General features: G+C 64.1%; 13 protein-coding genes. 2 read left to right on the top strand and 11 right to left on the bottom strand.

The features are described 5' to 3' along the window. Positions 1-130 precede the first annotated feature (130 nt). From ACIPO9_RS11965 to ACIPO9_RS11920, 10 genes are all read right to left on the bottom strand, one after another. Positions 131-964, bottom strand: coding sequence for an oxidoreductase (locus ACIPO9_RS11965; RefSeq protein ID WP_400608563.1), 834 nt, complete (start codon positions 962-964; stop codon positions 131-133). 115 nt (positions 965-1,079) lie between these two features. Then, on the bottom strand, positions 1,080-2,393 hold the full coding sequence (locus ACIPO9_RS11960) for an MFS transporter (protein WP_400781408.1): 1,314 nt from the start codon (positions 2,391-2,393) through the stop codon (positions 1,080-1,082). Between the two features lie 326 nt (positions 2,394-2,719). Beyond that, positions 2,720-2,905, bottom strand: a complete 186-nt coding sequence (locus ACIPO9_RS11955; RefSeq protein WP_274131351.1) for a hypothetical protein — start codon at positions 2,903-2,905, stop codon at positions 2,720-2,722. Positions 2,906-2,991: 86 nt separating this feature from the next. After that, a complete protein-coding gene (gene hutC / locus ACIPO9_RS11950) occupies positions 2,992-3,729 on the bottom strand; it encodes a histidine utilization repressor (RefSeq protein ID WP_400781097.1) in 738 nt (245 codons plus the stop codon). Between the two features lie 179 nt (positions 3,730-3,908). After that, the gene (locus ACIPO9_RS11945; RefSeq protein WP_400781095.1) at positions 3,909-4,733 is read right to left on the bottom strand and encodes an amino acid ABC transporter ATP-binding protein; all 825 of its coding nucleotides are present in this window, start codon (positions 4,731-4,733) and stop codon (positions 3,909-3,911) included. Between the two features lie 74 nt (positions 4,734-4,807). Next, entirely contained in the window at positions 4,808-5,479 is a 672-nt protein-coding gene (locus tag ACIPO9_RS11940; RefSeq protein ID WP_400781093.1) for an amino acid ABC transporter permease, read from the bottom strand. After that, positions 5,476-6,135 (bottom strand): amino acid ABC transporter permease, encoded by a 660-nt coding sequence (locus ACIPO9_RS11935; protein ID WP_400781090.1) that lies wholly within the window; start codon positions 6,133-6,135, stop codon positions 5,476-5,478. Before ACIPO9_RS11935 ends, ACIPO9_RS11940 begins: the two co-directional genes overlap by 4 nt. Before the next feature lie 155 nt (positions 6,136-6,290). Further along, the gene (locus ACIPO9_RS11930) at positions 6,291-7,127 is read right to left on the bottom strand and encodes a transporter substrate-binding domain-containing protein (RefSeq protein ID WP_274131346.1); all 837 of its coding nucleotides are present in this window, start codon (positions 7,125-7,127) and stop codon (positions 6,291-6,293) included. A 23-nt stretch (positions 7,128-7,150) separates the two neighbouring features. Then, on the bottom strand, positions 7,151-8,527 hold the full coding sequence (locus ACIPO9_RS11925) for an FAD-binding oxidoreductase (RefSeq protein WP_400781089.1): 1,377 nt from the start codon (positions 8,525-8,527) through the stop codon (positions 7,151-7,153). 4 nt (positions 8,528-8,531) lie between these two features. Next, a complete protein-coding gene (locus tag ACIPO9_RS11920) occupies positions 8,532-9,719 on the bottom strand; it encodes an alpha-hydroxy acid oxidase (protein WP_400781087.1) in 1,188 nt (395 codons plus the stop codon). A 357-nt stretch (positions 9,720-10,076) separates the two neighbouring features. Here ACIPO9_RS11920 and ACIPO9_RS11915 point away from each other — a divergent pair, with 357 nt between their 5' ends. After that, on the top strand, positions 10,077-11,042 hold the full coding sequence (locus ACIPO9_RS11915; protein WP_400781085.1) for an isopenicillin N synthase family dioxygenase: 966 nt from the start codon (positions 10,077-10,079) through the stop codon (positions 11,040-11,042). A gap of 75 nt (positions 11,043-11,117) precedes the next feature. Here ACIPO9_RS11915 and ACIPO9_RS11910 read toward each other — a convergent pair whose 3' ends face one another. Continuing rightward, entirely contained in the window at positions 11,118-12,314 is a 1,197-nt protein-coding gene (locus tag ACIPO9_RS11910; RefSeq protein WP_400608554.1) for an amino acid aminotransferase, read from the bottom strand. A 338-nt stretch (positions 12,315-12,652) separates the two neighbouring features. Between ACIPO9_RS11910 and uvrB the strand changes: the two genes are divergently transcribed. Next, entirely contained in the window at positions 12,653-14,668 is a 2,016-nt protein-coding gene (uvrB, locus tag ACIPO9_RS11905; protein ID WP_274131341.1) for an excinuclease ABC subunit UvrB, read from the top strand. The last annotated feature ends 183 nt before the right edge of the window (positions 14,669-14,851 follow it).

Raw genomic sequence — 14,851 nt, 5'->3', positions numbered from 1 at the left:
TACAACCCACCCCCCCCCCCGCGGGGGGGGGGGGGGGGCCCCCCCGGGGGGGGGGGGCCCCCCCCCCCCCCCGCCCACCCCCCCCCCCCCCCCCGCCCCCCCCCCCGCTCCTACAGGGCAGGGATACCGATCAGATATCGGTAGAACGCGTCACCGCTTCCCACGCCGTGATCTCGGCCTCCAGCTGCGCCAGTTTGTCCCGCACCAGTTTCAGTGCATCGCTGCCCAGCAGCAGGTGGGCGGGTGGGTTGTCGCTGGCGATCAGTTTTAGCATCGCGTCGGCGGCCTTGACCGGGTCGCCCGGCTGTTTGCCGCTGCGTTCCTCGCGGGCCTTGCGGACCGGATCGAAGCTCTCATCGTAATCGGCGATCTGCCGGGGCGCCCGTTGCATTGAACGGCCCGCCCAGTCGGTGCGAAATCCACCCGGCGCCACCGCCGTGACGAAGACATTGAACGGCTTGAGCTCCTTGCCCAGCGATTCGGAAATCCCCTCCAGAGCGAACTTGCTGCCGTGGTAATAGGAAATCCCCGGCATGGTGATGAAGCCGCCCATGGAGGTGATATTGATGATGTGGCCGCTGCGGCGCTGGCGGAACAACGGCGCGAACGCCTTGATCATCGCCACCGCGCCATACACGTTCACATCGAACTGCTGGCGAAGATCGTCCAGCGACGACTCTTCCAGAATCCCCTCATGGCCGTAACCGGCGTTGTTGACCAGCACGTCCACCGGGCCATAGGCGGTGTCGACGTCATTGATGACGCTGTCGATGGCCGAGAATTCGGTCACGTCCAGCAGTACGCCATGGGCGCGTCCCGGTGCCTGGGCTTCGAAGTCCGCCAGCGCCTGAGGGTTGCGCAAGGTGCCGATGACCTTGTGCCCGGCGGCCAGCGCCTGTTGCGCCAGGGCCCTGCCGAAGCCTGTGCTGACGCCGGTGATGAACAGGGTTTTGGTATCGCTCATGTGATGTACCTCGTCAAACGTGATGCCGTGGCTGGAAGACCCCCATGTTAGAAACATTGACGTGGCGGGCGATGGATCAGTTCTACGCGATGCTTGCCTGATCCTGCCGTGGCGTTTAGACCGCGTTGCGGGTGACCAGGCGCAAGCCGCTGGCGATGCTGCCCACCGCCGCAAACCCGGCGCCGATGCTCAACGCCAGCACCGGGCCGTGTTCGCTGGAAATCCCGAAGCTCAAGGCCACCAGCGCAGCGCCCGTGGCCTGGCCGATCAGGCGCGCCGTGGCGATGGTGCCGCTGGCGCCGCTGGAGCGTGACCTCGGGGCGCTGGTCATCAGGGCTTTCTGGTTCGGCGCCTGGAAGAAGCCAAAGCCGATGCCGCACAGGACCATCCGCGCGGCGATGGCCACCACGCTGGCGTCGGCGGGCATGGTCGCCAGGGAAATCATCCCGCAGCACAGCAAGGCCAGTCCTATGCCGCCCAGCAGCCCCGGTTGATAACGGTCGGACATGCGTCCGGCGAACGGCGCGATCATCGCCACCACGACCGACCAGGGCGTCATCAGAAAGCCGGTCTGCACCGGGTCGCGGCCCAGTGTCGCCTCGAAAAAGAACGGCAGCGAGACAAACGCCAGGCCCTGGGTCGCGAAGGAGCAGAAAGCCGTCAGTGCCGACAACGCAAACATTGGCCGCTTGAGCAGGTCCAGTGGAAACATCGGCGCCGGGTGCCCTGTCTCGCGTTTGATCATTGCCGCGCCGCACACCAGGAACACCGCCAGGGCAATCAGCACGCCGGCCAGCGAGCCCAGTTGCGCGGCCTGGCTTAGGGCAAAGATCAGCGCGCCAAAGGTCAGGACGTTGAGCAGCGCGGTGACGCGGTCGAAGGTCAGGCTGCCGGGCTTGACCACCGGCAACGAGTTCCAGGCGAACACCAGGGCGAACACGCCGATGGGCAGGTTGATCGCGAACAGCCACGGCCAACTGGCGACCGACAGCACCAGCGAGGCGATGGTCGGGCCGATGGAGAACGATGTGCCGACTACCAGCGCGTTCATGCCCAACCCACGGCCCAGGCGCTCAGGGGGGAAGATGGAACTGATCAGTCCGGCGTTGACGCTCATGATCGCGCTGGCGCCCAGGCCTTGCAGCACGCGGGCGATGGTCAGGGTTTCCAGAGACCAGGAGAAGGTGCACAGCGCCGACGACAGCACGAACAGCATCAGCCCGCCGAGGTAGACCTTGCGCTGGCCCAGCACCCCGCCCAGCGCCGCGAAGGGCAAGAGCGTGGCGACGGCGGCGAGCTGGTAGGCGTTGATGATCCACACCGACGCAGCGGGGGAGGCTTTCAGGTCTGCGGCAATGGCGGGCAGGGCGGTGTTGGCGATGGCCGTGTCGAGGGTGGCCAGGGCGATGGACAAGAGAATCGCCACCATGCCGCGAAATTCGCGGGAGGTGAGCTTGTCATTGATCGGGGGAGGGTTCTGGGTAGCCGGCTGACCAGGCAGCTGGGTGGTGGACTGGACCATTATCGACAACGCTCCGGGCATCGCGGCAGACAAGGCTGCCAAGGCAGGCGAAAGCGCTATGGTGCCTATTGGTTAGGCAGCTATGCAATGGACAAATCCACGATGTTTAGCCGATGGTGGCCGCCTCCTGTAGGAGCGCGCTTGGTCTGGGCCGCATCCGGACGAAGGCGGTGTGTCATTCAAATATTCGGTTCTGACACACCGCGGTCGCGGGCAAGCGCGCTCCTACAGTGTTAGCCTCCAGCCGTATCGATATCCCGGTCCGTCTCACCCGTCTGGTTCTCTTCCTTGGTGGTGTCCGGCGACTCGTGTTCCTCGGGCTCGAAATCCGGGGTGTAGCTGTTATCGTCAGTTGTTTCCCCGTTGGTCTTCTCCGGATCGATGCCCGGGTCGTTACGTTCGGTGCTCTGATCGTTCATATACCTCTCCTCGCAAGCCCTGTTGAACGGGTCTTGTTGATATCGAGGGCAGGGCGGCGCAGGGGTTCGATCAATCCGCCGATCGGTCAGGCGTTGCGCCAGGCACCGGTCACCGGCAACCGGCTACCCAGACGGTAGCGCGAAGAAGGGTGGACCAACCGCACGAAGGTCACCACCCGGTCCTTGTGCCAGGTGCGGCGCATCAGGACCAGGCACGGCTCGCTGGCGTCGATCTGCAGGTGCCGGGCCTCGTCGGCGCTCGGGTGGCCAGCCTCGACGATGTGCTCCATTTCGTCCGGCTCGATGATCTGCAACAGGTAGCGCGCCGACTGCACCTGATCGCCAAAGGGCTGTTGCAGGAAGTCCGGTGCCGTCTGCGGGTTCACATAGCGGTCTTCCAGTTGCACCGCGACATCTTCCTCGTAATGCACGCACAACAGATGAAACACCGAGGCACCCGTTGGCAGCGAGAGGGCGGCGGCAATGGGCATCGACGCCGCTTCCCGGGCCAGGTGCAGCACCTGACAGCGATAACGGTGCCCACGGGCGAGAATCTCGTCGGCGATGTTGGTGATCTGCAAAAGGTTCGACTGCGGCTTGGCCTTCGCCACGAAAGTGCCGACCCCGGAAACCCGCACCAGCCGGCCTTCCTCGCTGAGTTCGCGCAAGGCACGGTTGACCGTCATGCGCGACATGCCCAGCTCCAGTACCAGGCGGTTCTCCGAAGGGATGAGGTCCCCGGGTTTCCATTCGCCCGAGGCGAGCTTGCCATGGACGAAATCCTTGGCCTGGCGATACAGAGCCTGGGGCACGGTTTTGTCCATCTGCAATCCTCCTTCTGGTTCAACACCTGTCCGTAGCAGCACGGCTTGCCGGCGGGCTGGCGCGAAGCGGCAGTAAAACCGGTGAACGCGATTCGCCTGACACGACGCGGTCGTCTGAATCTACTGCCGCTGCGCGGCAGCCCGCCGGCAAGCCGTGCTGCTACGGGGGGAGTGGATGCTCATCGACCACCGTCCTGCCAGAACGCATTGCGATCCAGGTAGTTCTGCAGGAACTGCTGCAAGCGGGGCTGGGTGGCGTTGTGGAAGATGTCCCGGGGTGTGCCGCGGGTGACCACTTCGCCTTGGTCGAGAAAAATCACCGAGTCGGCCACCTGGGCGGCAAAGCCCATTTCGTGGGTGACAACGACCATGGTCATGCCTTCCTTGGCGAGGGTATTCATCACCTGCAACACTTCGCCCACCAGCTCCGGGTCCAGCGCTGAGGTGGGCTCGTCGAACAGCATGATGTGCGGCTCCATCGCCAGCGCCCGGGCAATCGCCACGCGCTGCTGTTGCCCACCCGACAACTGCGCCGGGTAGCTGTCGGCCTTGTGCGCCAGGCCGACTTTCTCCAGCATCGCCATGCCACGCTTGCGCGCTTCGTCCGCCGGCAGCTTGCGTACCTGACGCAACGCCTCACACACATTGCCCAGCGCCGTCATGTGCGGCCACAGGTTGAACTGCTGGAAGACCATGCCGACGTTGCGCCGCACCTGGTTGATCTGGGATTGTGGCGCGCGCTTGCGGCCCCGGTCGGTTTCCTGCCAGCCGAGCAACTTGCCTTCGATGTGAATCTGGCCTTCGTCGTATTCCTCCAGAAACGCCATGCTGCGCAGCAGGGTGCTCTTGCCCGAACCCGAAGGCCCGATCAGGCACACCACTTCCGAGCGGCGCACCTCAAGGTCGATACCCTTGAGCACCCGCAACTGGCCGAAGCTCTTGCCGACCTTGCTCAGCGTGAGAATGGTGGGCTGCTCGCCGGGCGCGGTCGCAGAAGTCTTCATGCTGTCACCTTGTTGCTCGGTTGCTTGCTTACGTGGCTCGGCGCTCGCACCGCCACCAGGAATCAGAAAACTGTTCATCGTGCTTGCCTGTTCATGAAGCGGCCGACGCGGGTTTCCAGGAGCATGCCCAGCCGCGAGCACAGTTCCACCAGAATCAGGTAGCCGATGCACAGCATCAGCAGGGTTTCGACGAAGGCGAAGGTTTCCGAGCCGATGCCGGTCAGCACCATCGTCAGTTCCGGAATGGTGATGATCGACAGCACGGCGGTTTCCTTGCACAGCACGGTGATCATGTTGACCAGCGCCGGGAGAATGATCACCAGCATCTGCGGCACCTGGATGCGCCAGATGCATTGCAGGCGGGTGATGCCCAGGCAATCGGCCGCTTCCAGCTGGCCACGGGCGACGGATTCGAACCCGGAGCGGAAGATCTCGGCGAAGTACACGCTGCCGTACACCCCAAGGCCCAGGATGCCCGCAGGGACCGGGTCCAGGCTCAGGCCGAAGGACGGCCCGCCGTAGTAGATCAGGAACAGCTGGACCAGAAACGGCGTGCTGCGGATCAGCTCGATGAACACCCGCAACGGTGCGCGCACCAGGCTGTTGCCGAACACCTGGGCAACGGCGATCAGCATCCCCAGGCCCATGCCGAGCACCACGCCGCTGCTCCAGGTGCCGAGGGTGACGAGGAATCCCGAGCCGATGTCGCCCAGGTGTTCGGTGATGATGGTCGGATCGAAGATCATGCGCCGCGCTCCTTCAATCGACGTTCAAGCAGGCTGCCGCAGTACGCCAGCGGGATGTTGATGAGGCAGTAGAAGCCGGCCAGCATCAGGTAGTCCTGGACGAACATGTAGTCGCTGGCGGCGAGGTTCTGCGCGGTGCGGGTCAGGTCCGCCAGGCCGACCACCGAGACCAGCGACGAAGCCTTGATCAGCAGGATCATTTCATTGACCAGCGAGGGCAGGGTCAGGCGCACGGCCTGGGGCACGCGGATGCGCAGCAGCATCTGCCTTGCGCTCAAGCCCAGCAGACCCGCTGCTTCCAGCTGTCCGCCGGGAATGGCCATGAAGCCGCCGCGTATGATCTCGGCGATATAGGCGCCGGCCGCCAGCGACAGGCCGATGACCGCCGCTACGGTGGGCGAGACATTGGGCAGGCCGATACGCGGCAGGAAGTAATAGATGAACAGCAACTGCACCAGCAGCGGAATGCCGCGGAACACGAAAATGTAGGCGCCACCCAGCCGGCGCAGCAATGGCACCGGTGACAGGCGCAGGCTGCCGACGATCACGCCGATGACAAAGCCGATTGCCAGGGCTGCGATGGAAACCTGCAACGTCACCCACAGGGCGTCGAGCAGGAGCGGGGCATTTTGCTGTAGCAAGGGCCAATCGAACACGGTGTGACTCCAATGTTACCGGACCTGTAGGAGCGCGCTTGGTCTGGGCCGTATCCGGACGATTGCGGTGTGTCTGGAATTACTATGTCGCCTGACACACCGTCGTCGCGGGCAAGCGCGCTCCTACAGGAGGTGTTGCCGATATTTGCGCCGACTCACCACGTCGGTTCGAAATCACCCTTGGGCACGTCCATCTCTGCGCCCAGCCATTTTTTCTGCAGGGCGGCCAGGCGGCCGTCGTCGTGCATCTTCGTCATGGCGGCGTCGAGGGCGGCGATCAGGCTGTCGGCGTCGGCATCCTTGCGGCCCAGGTAGGCGAAGTAGGATTTCTTGCCGAACGGCGGCTGCACCACCTTGTACAGATTGGCCTTCTGCGACGCGACGAAGGAGATGTTCGGCAGCGAGTTGGCCACCGCGACGATGCGCTTGGCCGCGAGGTCCGCGTAGGCCTGGTTGTTGTCGACGTATTCGCGAATGGTCACCTTCTGCGGCAAGGTCGCGGCGAAGGTCTTCAGCTCTTCGAGTTGCGCCGAGCCTTTACCTGCGCCCACGGTCTTGCCGGCGATGTCCTCGGGTTTCTTGATGCTGTCGTCCTTGGCACCGACCATCAACGCGACGGTGGCTTCGGCAATCGGCGAAACGAAGTGGTAACGCTCCTTGCGCGCCTTGGTGACGATGATGGGGCCTGCCACCACGTCGAATTTCTTCGCCTCAAGGCCCGGCAATACGCTCGGCCATGGCAGGTCGAGGAACTTGATCTTGACCCCCAGCTCCTTGCCGAGCTCGGCGAACAGCTCCGAGTTCAGGCCCTGCTGCTTGCCCGCTTCGAGGTAATCGAAGGGGGCGAACTGCATTTCGGTGCCGACCACCAGCTCACCGGCCTTCTTCACATCGGCCAGTTGGTCGGCGTGCGCCGCCATGGGCAACCAGGCCAGTGCGACCGCGATGCTCAGGCTTTTCAACGTACTGCTGAATGGAAAATCGAGTTGCATGGTGCGCGCTCCTTCTTCGGCATTCAGCCGAATATTTTTCCGGGGTTGAGGATGTTGTTGGGGTCAAAACAGCGTTTGAGCTCGGCCATCGCATCCAGCGCTTCGTCACTGACCGAGTGGTGCAGGAACTCGCGCTTGAGCAGGCCGATACCATGTTCGGCGGACACCGCGCCGCCCAGTTCACCCACCGCTCGGTACACCAGCTCCTCGATTTCAAGGACCGGCGCAGGCTGCGGCAGGCTGTTGCAGTCCACGGTCAGGTGCAGGTTACTGTCCCCGATGTGGCCGAAATACACGCTGTGGTTGCCCGGCCAGCGCAGGTCCAGGCGCTGGCGACAGAGGTCGGCAAACTCGCCGATCTGGCCGATGGGCAGGCTGATGTCGAAGTTCAGCGGGGCGATGCGCACCGGGAATTCGCCGGTGGCCTCGCGGATCTTCCACAGGCTGCGCGCCTGGGTGTGGGAAGTGGCGAGTATCGCGTCGACCACTTCGCCAGCCTCGATGGCCGCCTCAAGTGTCTGCTCCAGCACGTTGCTGGTCGCCGAGGATTCGAGCAGCACATACAGCGGATGGTGATCGGGCATCGGCGCGACCGGGTTTTCCAGCCACGACACGCCCATGCGAAAGAAATCCTGCCACATCAACTCGTAGGCCTGGGGCGTCCCGGCGCTACGCTGGATGCGCCGCAACAGGGCGACGGCGCTTGTGTAGTCGGGCAGGGCGCAGAGCAGGGTGGTGGTCTGGCCGGGCTGCGGGGCGATTTTCAGTACCGCGCGGGTGATGACGCCCAGGGTGCCTTCGCTGCCGATGAAGTTCTGCTTGAGGTCATAGCCGCAGTTGTTCTTGATCATCTTGTTCATCAGGTTCAGCACGCGTCCGTCGGCCAGCACCACCTCAAGGCCGAGCACCAGGTCGCGGGTCATGCCGTAGCGGATCACCGCGTTGCCGCCTGCGTTGGTCGCGATATTGCCGCCGATCTGACAGGAACCGCGGGCGCCCAGGTCCAGCGCGAACAGGTAGCCGGCGTCGGCCACGGCCTGCTGGATGTCCTGCAGCGTGGTGCCGGCCTTGACCGTGACGGTCGCGGCGGCCGGGTCGATTTCCTCGATGCCGCGCAGGCGCTCCAGCGACAGGGCAAAGTCAGTGGCCCGTGGAACGGCGCCGCCCGCCAGCCCCGTCATGCCGCCCTGTGGCACCACGGCTTGCCCGGCCGCGTTGCAGATGCGCAGCGCGGTGGAGACTTGCCCGGTGTCCTTGGGCAGGATCAGCGCCGCAGGGCAGGCGGGGGCGTGGCGCGTCCAGTCGCTGAAGTGGTGCGGGCTGATTGCCTCGCCAGTCAGCACCTGGCCTTCGCCTAGGGCTTCGCGTAACTGGTCGATGGTCTGTTGCACGTCGCTCATGGGTTCAACTCACGATAAAGGTGGCGTCGGCCTTGGGCCTGGCGCGCAGTTGATTCAGGTCCGGCTGGCCGAGCAGGGTCAGGGCCAGGCGCAGTTCGTGGGCGAGCAGGTCCAGCGCATGGCCCGCGCCGGCCTGTCCGCCGACCGCCACCCCGTATAAGGTCGCCCGGCCCAGCAGCACGGCGTCCGCGCCGAGGGCGCAGGCCTTGAGAATGTCGGTGCCGCGCCGGATGCCGCTGTCGAGCAGGATGCTCAGGCGGCCTTTGACCACCGCAGCGATGGCGGGCAGGCAATCCAGGCTTGCAGGCACGCCGTCCAGTTGGCGGCCGCCATGGTTGGTGACCACGATGCCGTCCAGCCCCAGGTTCACGGCCTGCTCGGCGTCGTCGGGGTGCATCACGCCCTTGAGCAGCAGGCGATGCGGCCAGCGGTCACGCAAGCGCGCGAGAAATTCCCAGTTCAGCTGCTTTTCCATCTTCTCGCCAATGAAGTGCGCGGCGCCTGCGGCATTTCGCTGGTCGGCCGGCAGGTAGCGATCCAGATTGGCCATGCTGGGCATGCCCTGGGGCCACAGCGCCTGTTTGATCCAGCGCGGATGGCGCAGCACGTCGAGCTTGTTGCGCAGGCTCAATTGCCGGGGGCGGGCGAAGTTGCGCTTGTCCCACTCACGATTGCCCAGCAACACGGCATCGCTGGTCAGCAGCAAGGTCTGGCAGCCGACGTTTTCGGCGCGCTTGATCAGGTCTTCCTGCACCTTGGGGTCGCTCATGCTGTACAGCTGGAACCACAGGTTGACGTCAGGCACCGCCGCCACGACCTGCTCCAGCGAACTGGTGGCCACCGTGCTCAGGGTGAAGGGCAGGCCGCGCTCAGTGGCGGCCCGCGCCAGGTGAATGTCGGCGTCGCGGTGCAGCATGCCGTTGTAGCCGGTGGGGGCGATGGCCATCGGCAGCGCCTGGGCACGGCCCAGCAGGCTGCGGCGGGTGTCGGGTGTCTGCCAGGGCACCAATGTTCTGGGCAGCAGGCTGACCTCGGCAAAGGCCTGGCGATTTCGCTTCAAGGTCAGTTCTTCTTCGGCGCCGCCTTCCAGGTATTCCCAGGCGAAATGCGGCAGGCGTCGGCGGGCCATGTGGGCCAGTTCGGCGATGCTGTGGGCGCGAGCGAAGTCGGTACCTGAGTGATAGCGGCGCATGAAAATCCCTGGGCAAGCTGTATAGACAGCCAAGGCAAGATGCAGGCCAGTTCATGGCATAGGGACAGATGGCGCTCTGCCGCGCAGGACTTGCGCGGCGCTCTGCTGTGATGTCACCAAAAGTTGCACCGAATGGGGTCCCTGTGCCCGCTGCTGGGGCGTGTGGAAACCGGACGACAACGCAAACCGTAGGAGCGCGCTTGCCCGCGACGGCGGAGTGTCAGACCACGGATGTATTGCAGATGTACCGTGGTCGCGGGCAAGCGCGCTCCTACAGCAACGCGGGGTCTGCGGCGGCACACTAAATGCTTGCCCCTGTCTATACAGCTGCCGCCATCCATCCCATGAGGAGCCCGTATGACTGCCACCGCCAACCTTCCGCTGATCGACATGGCGGGTGTCCGCCAGGGCGACCAGGCTGCCATCGAGCGCGCCGGCGAGGCCATTCGCAAGGCCTGCAGCGAAACCGGTTTTTTCTACATCATCAATCACGGCGTGCCGCAGTCGGTGATCGACAACGCCATGGCGGCGGCCAAGACCTTCTTTGCCTACCCGGCCGAAACCAAGCGCAAGGTCGCAGTCAACAAGCGTCATCGCGGCTGGCATGCGCTGGGCGGAGCTTTGATGTACGAGGCCACCAAGCCGGACTTCAAGGAATTCTTCAGCATGGGGCTGGAGTTGCCCGAAGATGACCCCTGCGTGCTCGCCGGGGAAGCGCTGCGCGGGCCGAACCAGTGGCCGGATTTCATGCCCGAATTGCGCATGGCGCTGGATGCCTACTACGAGGAAATCGGGCTGGCGGGGGCCGATCTGTTGAAGGCGGTGGCGGTGGGGCTGGGGATCGCGCCCGATTTCTTCGCGCCCAAATACGGCAAGCGCCTGCAACGCACGCAGATGGTTTATTACCCGCCGCATCCACCGATGGCCGAGGCCGACCAGTTCGGCGTTGCGCCGCACACCGACTACGGCTGCATCACCTTGCTGTATCAGGACAACAGCGGCGGTTTGCAGGTGCGCGAACTGGGCAACAACAGTTGGATCGACGCCACGCCCATCGAGGGCAGCCTGGTGGTGAACGTGGGTGACCTGTTGGCGCGCTGGTCCAACGATCGTTTCCGTTCGACCTTGCACCGGGTCATCAACAAGTCAGGGCATGAGCGCTATTCCATCGCGACGTTCTACGATCCGACCTATAGCGCCGTTGTCGACCCTTGCGATTTGGGGATCGAACCGACCAGCAGTCTTTACCCGGCGGTGGCGGCGGGGGACTACATTCTCAAGCGGATCGATGATTCGATGGCGTATCGCAAGAAGGCGCAGTGAATCATCCCGATGATGAATGATCGTTCCCACGCGGAGCGTGGGAACGATCATCAAACGATCATAAACGGCGGGTGCTTAGATAACCGCCAGGATCGCCTTGGTCACTGCATCGATGTTGCTCTTGTTCAACGCAGCCACGCAGATGCGGCCGGTGTCCAGTGCGTAGATGCCGAACTCGTTGCGGAGGCGGTGGACCTGTTCGGTGGTCAGGCCCGAGTAGGAGAACATCCCGCGCTGGCGAGCGACGAAGCTGAAGTCCTGACCGGCTGCGTTGTTGGCCAGGCGGTTGGTCATTTCTTCGCGCATGCCCTTGATCCGCACACGCATTTCGGCCAGTTCGTCTTCCCACTTCTGACGCAGCTGCGGGCTGTTCAGCACGGCGGCGACGATGGTGGCACCGTGGGTCGGCGGGTTGGAGTAGTTGGTGCGGATCACGCGCTTGACCTGGGACAGCACACGCGCGGTTTCTTCTTTCGAGTCGGTGACGATGGACAGCGCACCGACACGCTCGCCGTACAGCGAGAACGACTTGGAGAAGGAGCTGGAGGCGAAGAAGGTCAGGCCCGAATCGGCGAACAGGCGAACGGCGGCGGCGTCTTCGTCGATGCCGTCGCCAAAGCCCTGGTAGGCCATGTCCAGGAACGGCACGTGACCTTTGGCTTTCAGGACTTCGAGGACTTTTTTCCAGTCTTCGATCGTCAGGTCCACGCCGGTCGGGTTGTGGCAGCAGGCGTGTAGCACGACGATGGAGCCGGACGGCAGGTTCTGCAGGTCTTCGAGCATGCCGACGCGGTTCACGTCATGGGTGGCGGCGTCGTAGTAGCGGTAGTTCTGCACCGGGAAGCCTGCGGTTTCGAACAGGGCGCGGTGGTTTTCCCAGCTCGGGTCGCTGATGGCCACGACGGCGTTTGGCGACAGTTGCTTGAGGAAGTCAGCACCGATTTTCAGGGCGCCAGTGCCGCCAACGGCCTGCACGGTCATCACGCGGCCCGAGGCCAGCAGTGGCGACTCGGCACCGAACAGCAGGGTTTGCACGGCCTTGTCATAGGCGGCGATGCCGTCGATTGGCAGGTAGCCACGGGGCACGTGTTGAGCGACACGAATTTCCTCTGCTTCGGCAACGGCACGCAGCAGCGGGATTTTCCCTTCTTCGTTGCTGTAAACGCCTACACCCAGGTTGACCTTGGTGGTACGGGTATCGGCGTTGAATGCTTCGTTGAGGCCCAGGATAGGATCGCGTGGTGCCATTTCGACAGCGGAAAACAGGCTCATTTTTGCGGCGGCTCTGAATGGGGAGTGAATGGGTTGCATCGCTCCGGCCGAATGCACTAGAGCGGTGCACAAACGGGGAGTCAGTATAGAGAGCATCGTGGGCGGGGGCGACAGGCGCGGGCAGGTTTTTTCCGGGTTTTTCCGATTTATTTCGACCATTAGTCATGTCTTGGGGACTAATCACTCAAGAGCGGCTTGAAAGCTGGCGTTATGGACTCCATTTGTAGTCCCATTACTTCTCTATACGTGCGTCTTTTCCTTTGACGGGATCAGTCGTCCGCGCTCATTTCGCGCCCGCCGGGCATTTCACCCGGCACAGGCGAACACAGGGGTCTGCTATGTCCGAGTTTCAGCTCGTTACCCGTTTTGCGCCGGCTGGCGACCAGCCCGAAGCGATCCGGCAGATGGTCGAAGGGATCGAGGCCGGTCTGTCGCACCAGACCCTGCTCGGAGTGACCGGCTCGGGCAAGACCTTCAGCATCGCCAACGTGATCCAGCAGGTGCAGCGCCCGACCCTGGTGCTCGCGCCGAACAAGACCCTGGCCGCGCAGTTGTACGGCGAGTTCAAGGCGTTCTTCCCCAACAACGCGGTCGAATACTTCGTCTCCTACTACGACTACTACCAGCCCGAAGCCTATGTGCCGTCTTCGGACACCTTCATCGAGAAGGATGCCTCGATCAACGACCACATCGAACAGATGCGCCTGTCGGCGACCAAGGCGCTGCTGGAGCGCAAGGACGCGATCATCGTCACCACGGTGTCGTGCATCTACGGTCTGGGCAGCCCGGAAACCTATCTGCGCATGGTCCTGCACGTGGACCGGGGCGACAAACTCGACCAGCGCGCCTTGCTGCGCCGCCTGGCTGACTTGCAGTACACCCGCAACGACATGGACTTCGCCCGTGCCACCTTCCGCGTGCGGGGCGATGTGATCGACATCTTTCCGGCCGAATCGGACCTGGAAGCCATCCGCATCGAGCTGTTCGACGATGAAGTGGAAAGCCTCTCGGCGTTCGACCCGCTCACCGGCGAGGTCATCCGCAAGCTGCCGCGCTTCACCTTCTACCCCAAGAGCCACTACGTGACCCCCCGGGAAACGTTGCTCGATGCCATGGAAGGGATCAAGGTCGAGCTGCAAGAGCGTCTGGAATACCTGCGCGGTGCCAACAAGCTGGTGGAAGCCCAGCGCCTTGAGCAGCGCACCCGGTTCGACCTGGAGATGATTCTGGAGCTGGGCTACTGCAACGGCATCGAGAACTACTCGCGCTACCTGTCAGGGCGCCCGGCTGGCGCGCCGCCACCGACCCTCTACGACTACCTGCCGCCGGACGCGCTGCTGGTGATCGACGAATCCCACGTCAGCGTGCCGCAGGTCGGCGCCATGTACAAAGGCGACCGCTCGCGCAAAGAGACGCTGGTGGAATACGGTTTCCGCCTGCCCTCGGCGCTGGACAACCGGCCGATGCGTTTCGATGAATGGGAAAGCGTCAGCCCGCAGACCATTTTCGTCTCCGCTACGCCCGGCCCCTATGAAGGCGAGCACGCGGGCAGGGTGGTGGAGCAGGTGGTGCGCCCGACCGGCCTGGTCGACCCGCAGATCGAAATCCGCCCCGCGCTGACCCAGGTCGATGACTTGCTCTCGGAGATCAAGAAACGTGTCGATCTGGAAGAGCGGGTGCTGGTCACCACCCTGACCAAGCGCATGTCCGAAGACCTCACCGACTACCTGGCCGACCACGGCGTGCGCGTGCGTTACCTGCACTCGGACATCGACACCGTGGAGCGGGTCGAGATCATCCGCGACCTGCGCCTGGGCACCTTCGATGTGCTGGTGGGGATCAACCTGCTGCGCGAAGGCCTGGACATGCCGGAAGTGTCGCTGGTGGCGATTCTGGACGCCGACAAGGAAGGCTTCCTGCGTTCCGAACGCTCGCTGATCCAGACCATCGGCCGCGCCGCGCGTAACCTCAATGGCCGGGCGATTCTCTACGCCGACAACATGACCGGCTCCATGGAACGGGCGATTGGCGAGACCGAGCGCCGTCGCGACAAGCAGATTGCCTTCAACCTGGCAAACGGCATCACCCCCAAGGGCGTGGTCAAGGACATCACCGACATCATGGAAGGCGCCACCGTGCCCGGCTCGCGCAGCAAGAAGCGCAAGGGCATGGCCAAGGCCGCCGAGGAAAGCGCCAAGTACGAGGCCGAACTGCGCTCGCCGAGCGAGATCAACAAGCGCATCCGTCAGATGGAAGAGAAGATGTACCAACTGGCCCGCGATCTGGAGTTCGAAGCCGCCGCGCAGACCCGCGACGAAATCGCCAAGCTGCGTGAGCGGTTGCTGGCGGTTTGAAGCGAAGAGCTCAATGGTCAACGCGTTCCGTAGCAGTCCGGCCGGGGGGGGGGGGGGGGGGGGGGGGGGGGGGGGGGGGGGGGGGGGGGGGCGGGGGGGGGGGGGGGCCCCCCCCGCGGGGGGGGGGGGGTTTGTGGGTGCCCCCCCCCCGGGGGGGCCCCCCCCCGCTCCTACAGTTTGTGG

This window comes from Pseudomonas sp. NPDC090203, from assembly GCF_044746765.1.
GTDB lineage: Bacteria > Pseudomonadota > Gammaproteobacteria > Pseudomonadales > Pseudomonadaceae > Aquipseudomonas > Aquipseudomonas putida_AD.
Note: the sequence above shows the minus strand (reverse complement) of the source record. Positions and strands in the feature narration are given on the sequence as shown.

Excerpts from the sequence above, each read along its gene's own strand:
- ACIPO9_RS11965 (WP_400608563.1), bottom strand. The coding sequence starts at position 964 with ATGAGCGATACCAAAACCCTGTTCATCACCGGCGTCAGCACAGGCTTC.
- ACIPO9_RS11960 (WP_400781408.1), bottom strand. The coding sequence starts at position 2,393 with ATGGTGGCGATTCTCTTGTCCATCGCCCTGGCCACCCTCGACACGGCC.
- ACIPO9_RS11955 (WP_274131351.1), bottom strand. The coding sequence starts at position 2,905 with ATGAACGATCAGAGCACCGAACGTAACGACCCGGGCATCGATCCGGAG.
- hutC (WP_400781097.1), bottom strand. The coding sequence starts at position 3,729 with ATGGACAAAACCGTGCCCCAGGCTCTGTATCGCCAGGCCAAGGATTTC.
- ACIPO9_RS11945 (WP_400781095.1), bottom strand. The coding sequence starts at position 4,733 with ATGAAGACTTCTGCGACCGCGCCCGGCGAGCAGCCCACCATTCTCACG.
- ACIPO9_RS11940 (WP_400781093.1), bottom strand. The coding sequence starts at position 5,479 with ATGATCTTCGATCCGACCATCATCACCGAACACCTGGGCGACATCGGC.
- ACIPO9_RS11930 (WP_274131346.1), bottom strand. The coding sequence starts at position 7,127 with ATGCAACTCGATTTTCCATTCAGCAGTACGTTGAAAAGCCTGAGCATC.
- ACIPO9_RS11925 (WP_400781089.1), bottom strand. The coding sequence starts at position 8,527 with ATGAGCGACGTGCAACAGACCATCGACCAGTTACGCGAAGCCCTAGGC.
- ACIPO9_RS11920 (WP_400781087.1), bottom strand. The coding sequence starts at position 9,719 with ATGCGCCGCTATCACTCAGGTACCGACTTCGCTCGCGCCCACAGCATC.
- ACIPO9_RS11915 (WP_400781085.1), top strand. The coding sequence starts at position 10,077 with ATGACTGCCACCGCCAACCTTCCGCTGATCGACATGGCGGGTGTCCGC.
- ACIPO9_RS11910 (WP_400608554.1), bottom strand. The coding sequence starts at position 12,314 with ATGAGCCTGTTTTCCGCTGTCGAAATGGCACCACGCGATCCTATCCTG.
- uvrB (WP_274131341.1), top strand. The coding sequence starts at position 12,653 with ATGTCCGAGTTTCAGCTCGTTACCCGTTTTGCGCCGGCTGGCGACCAG.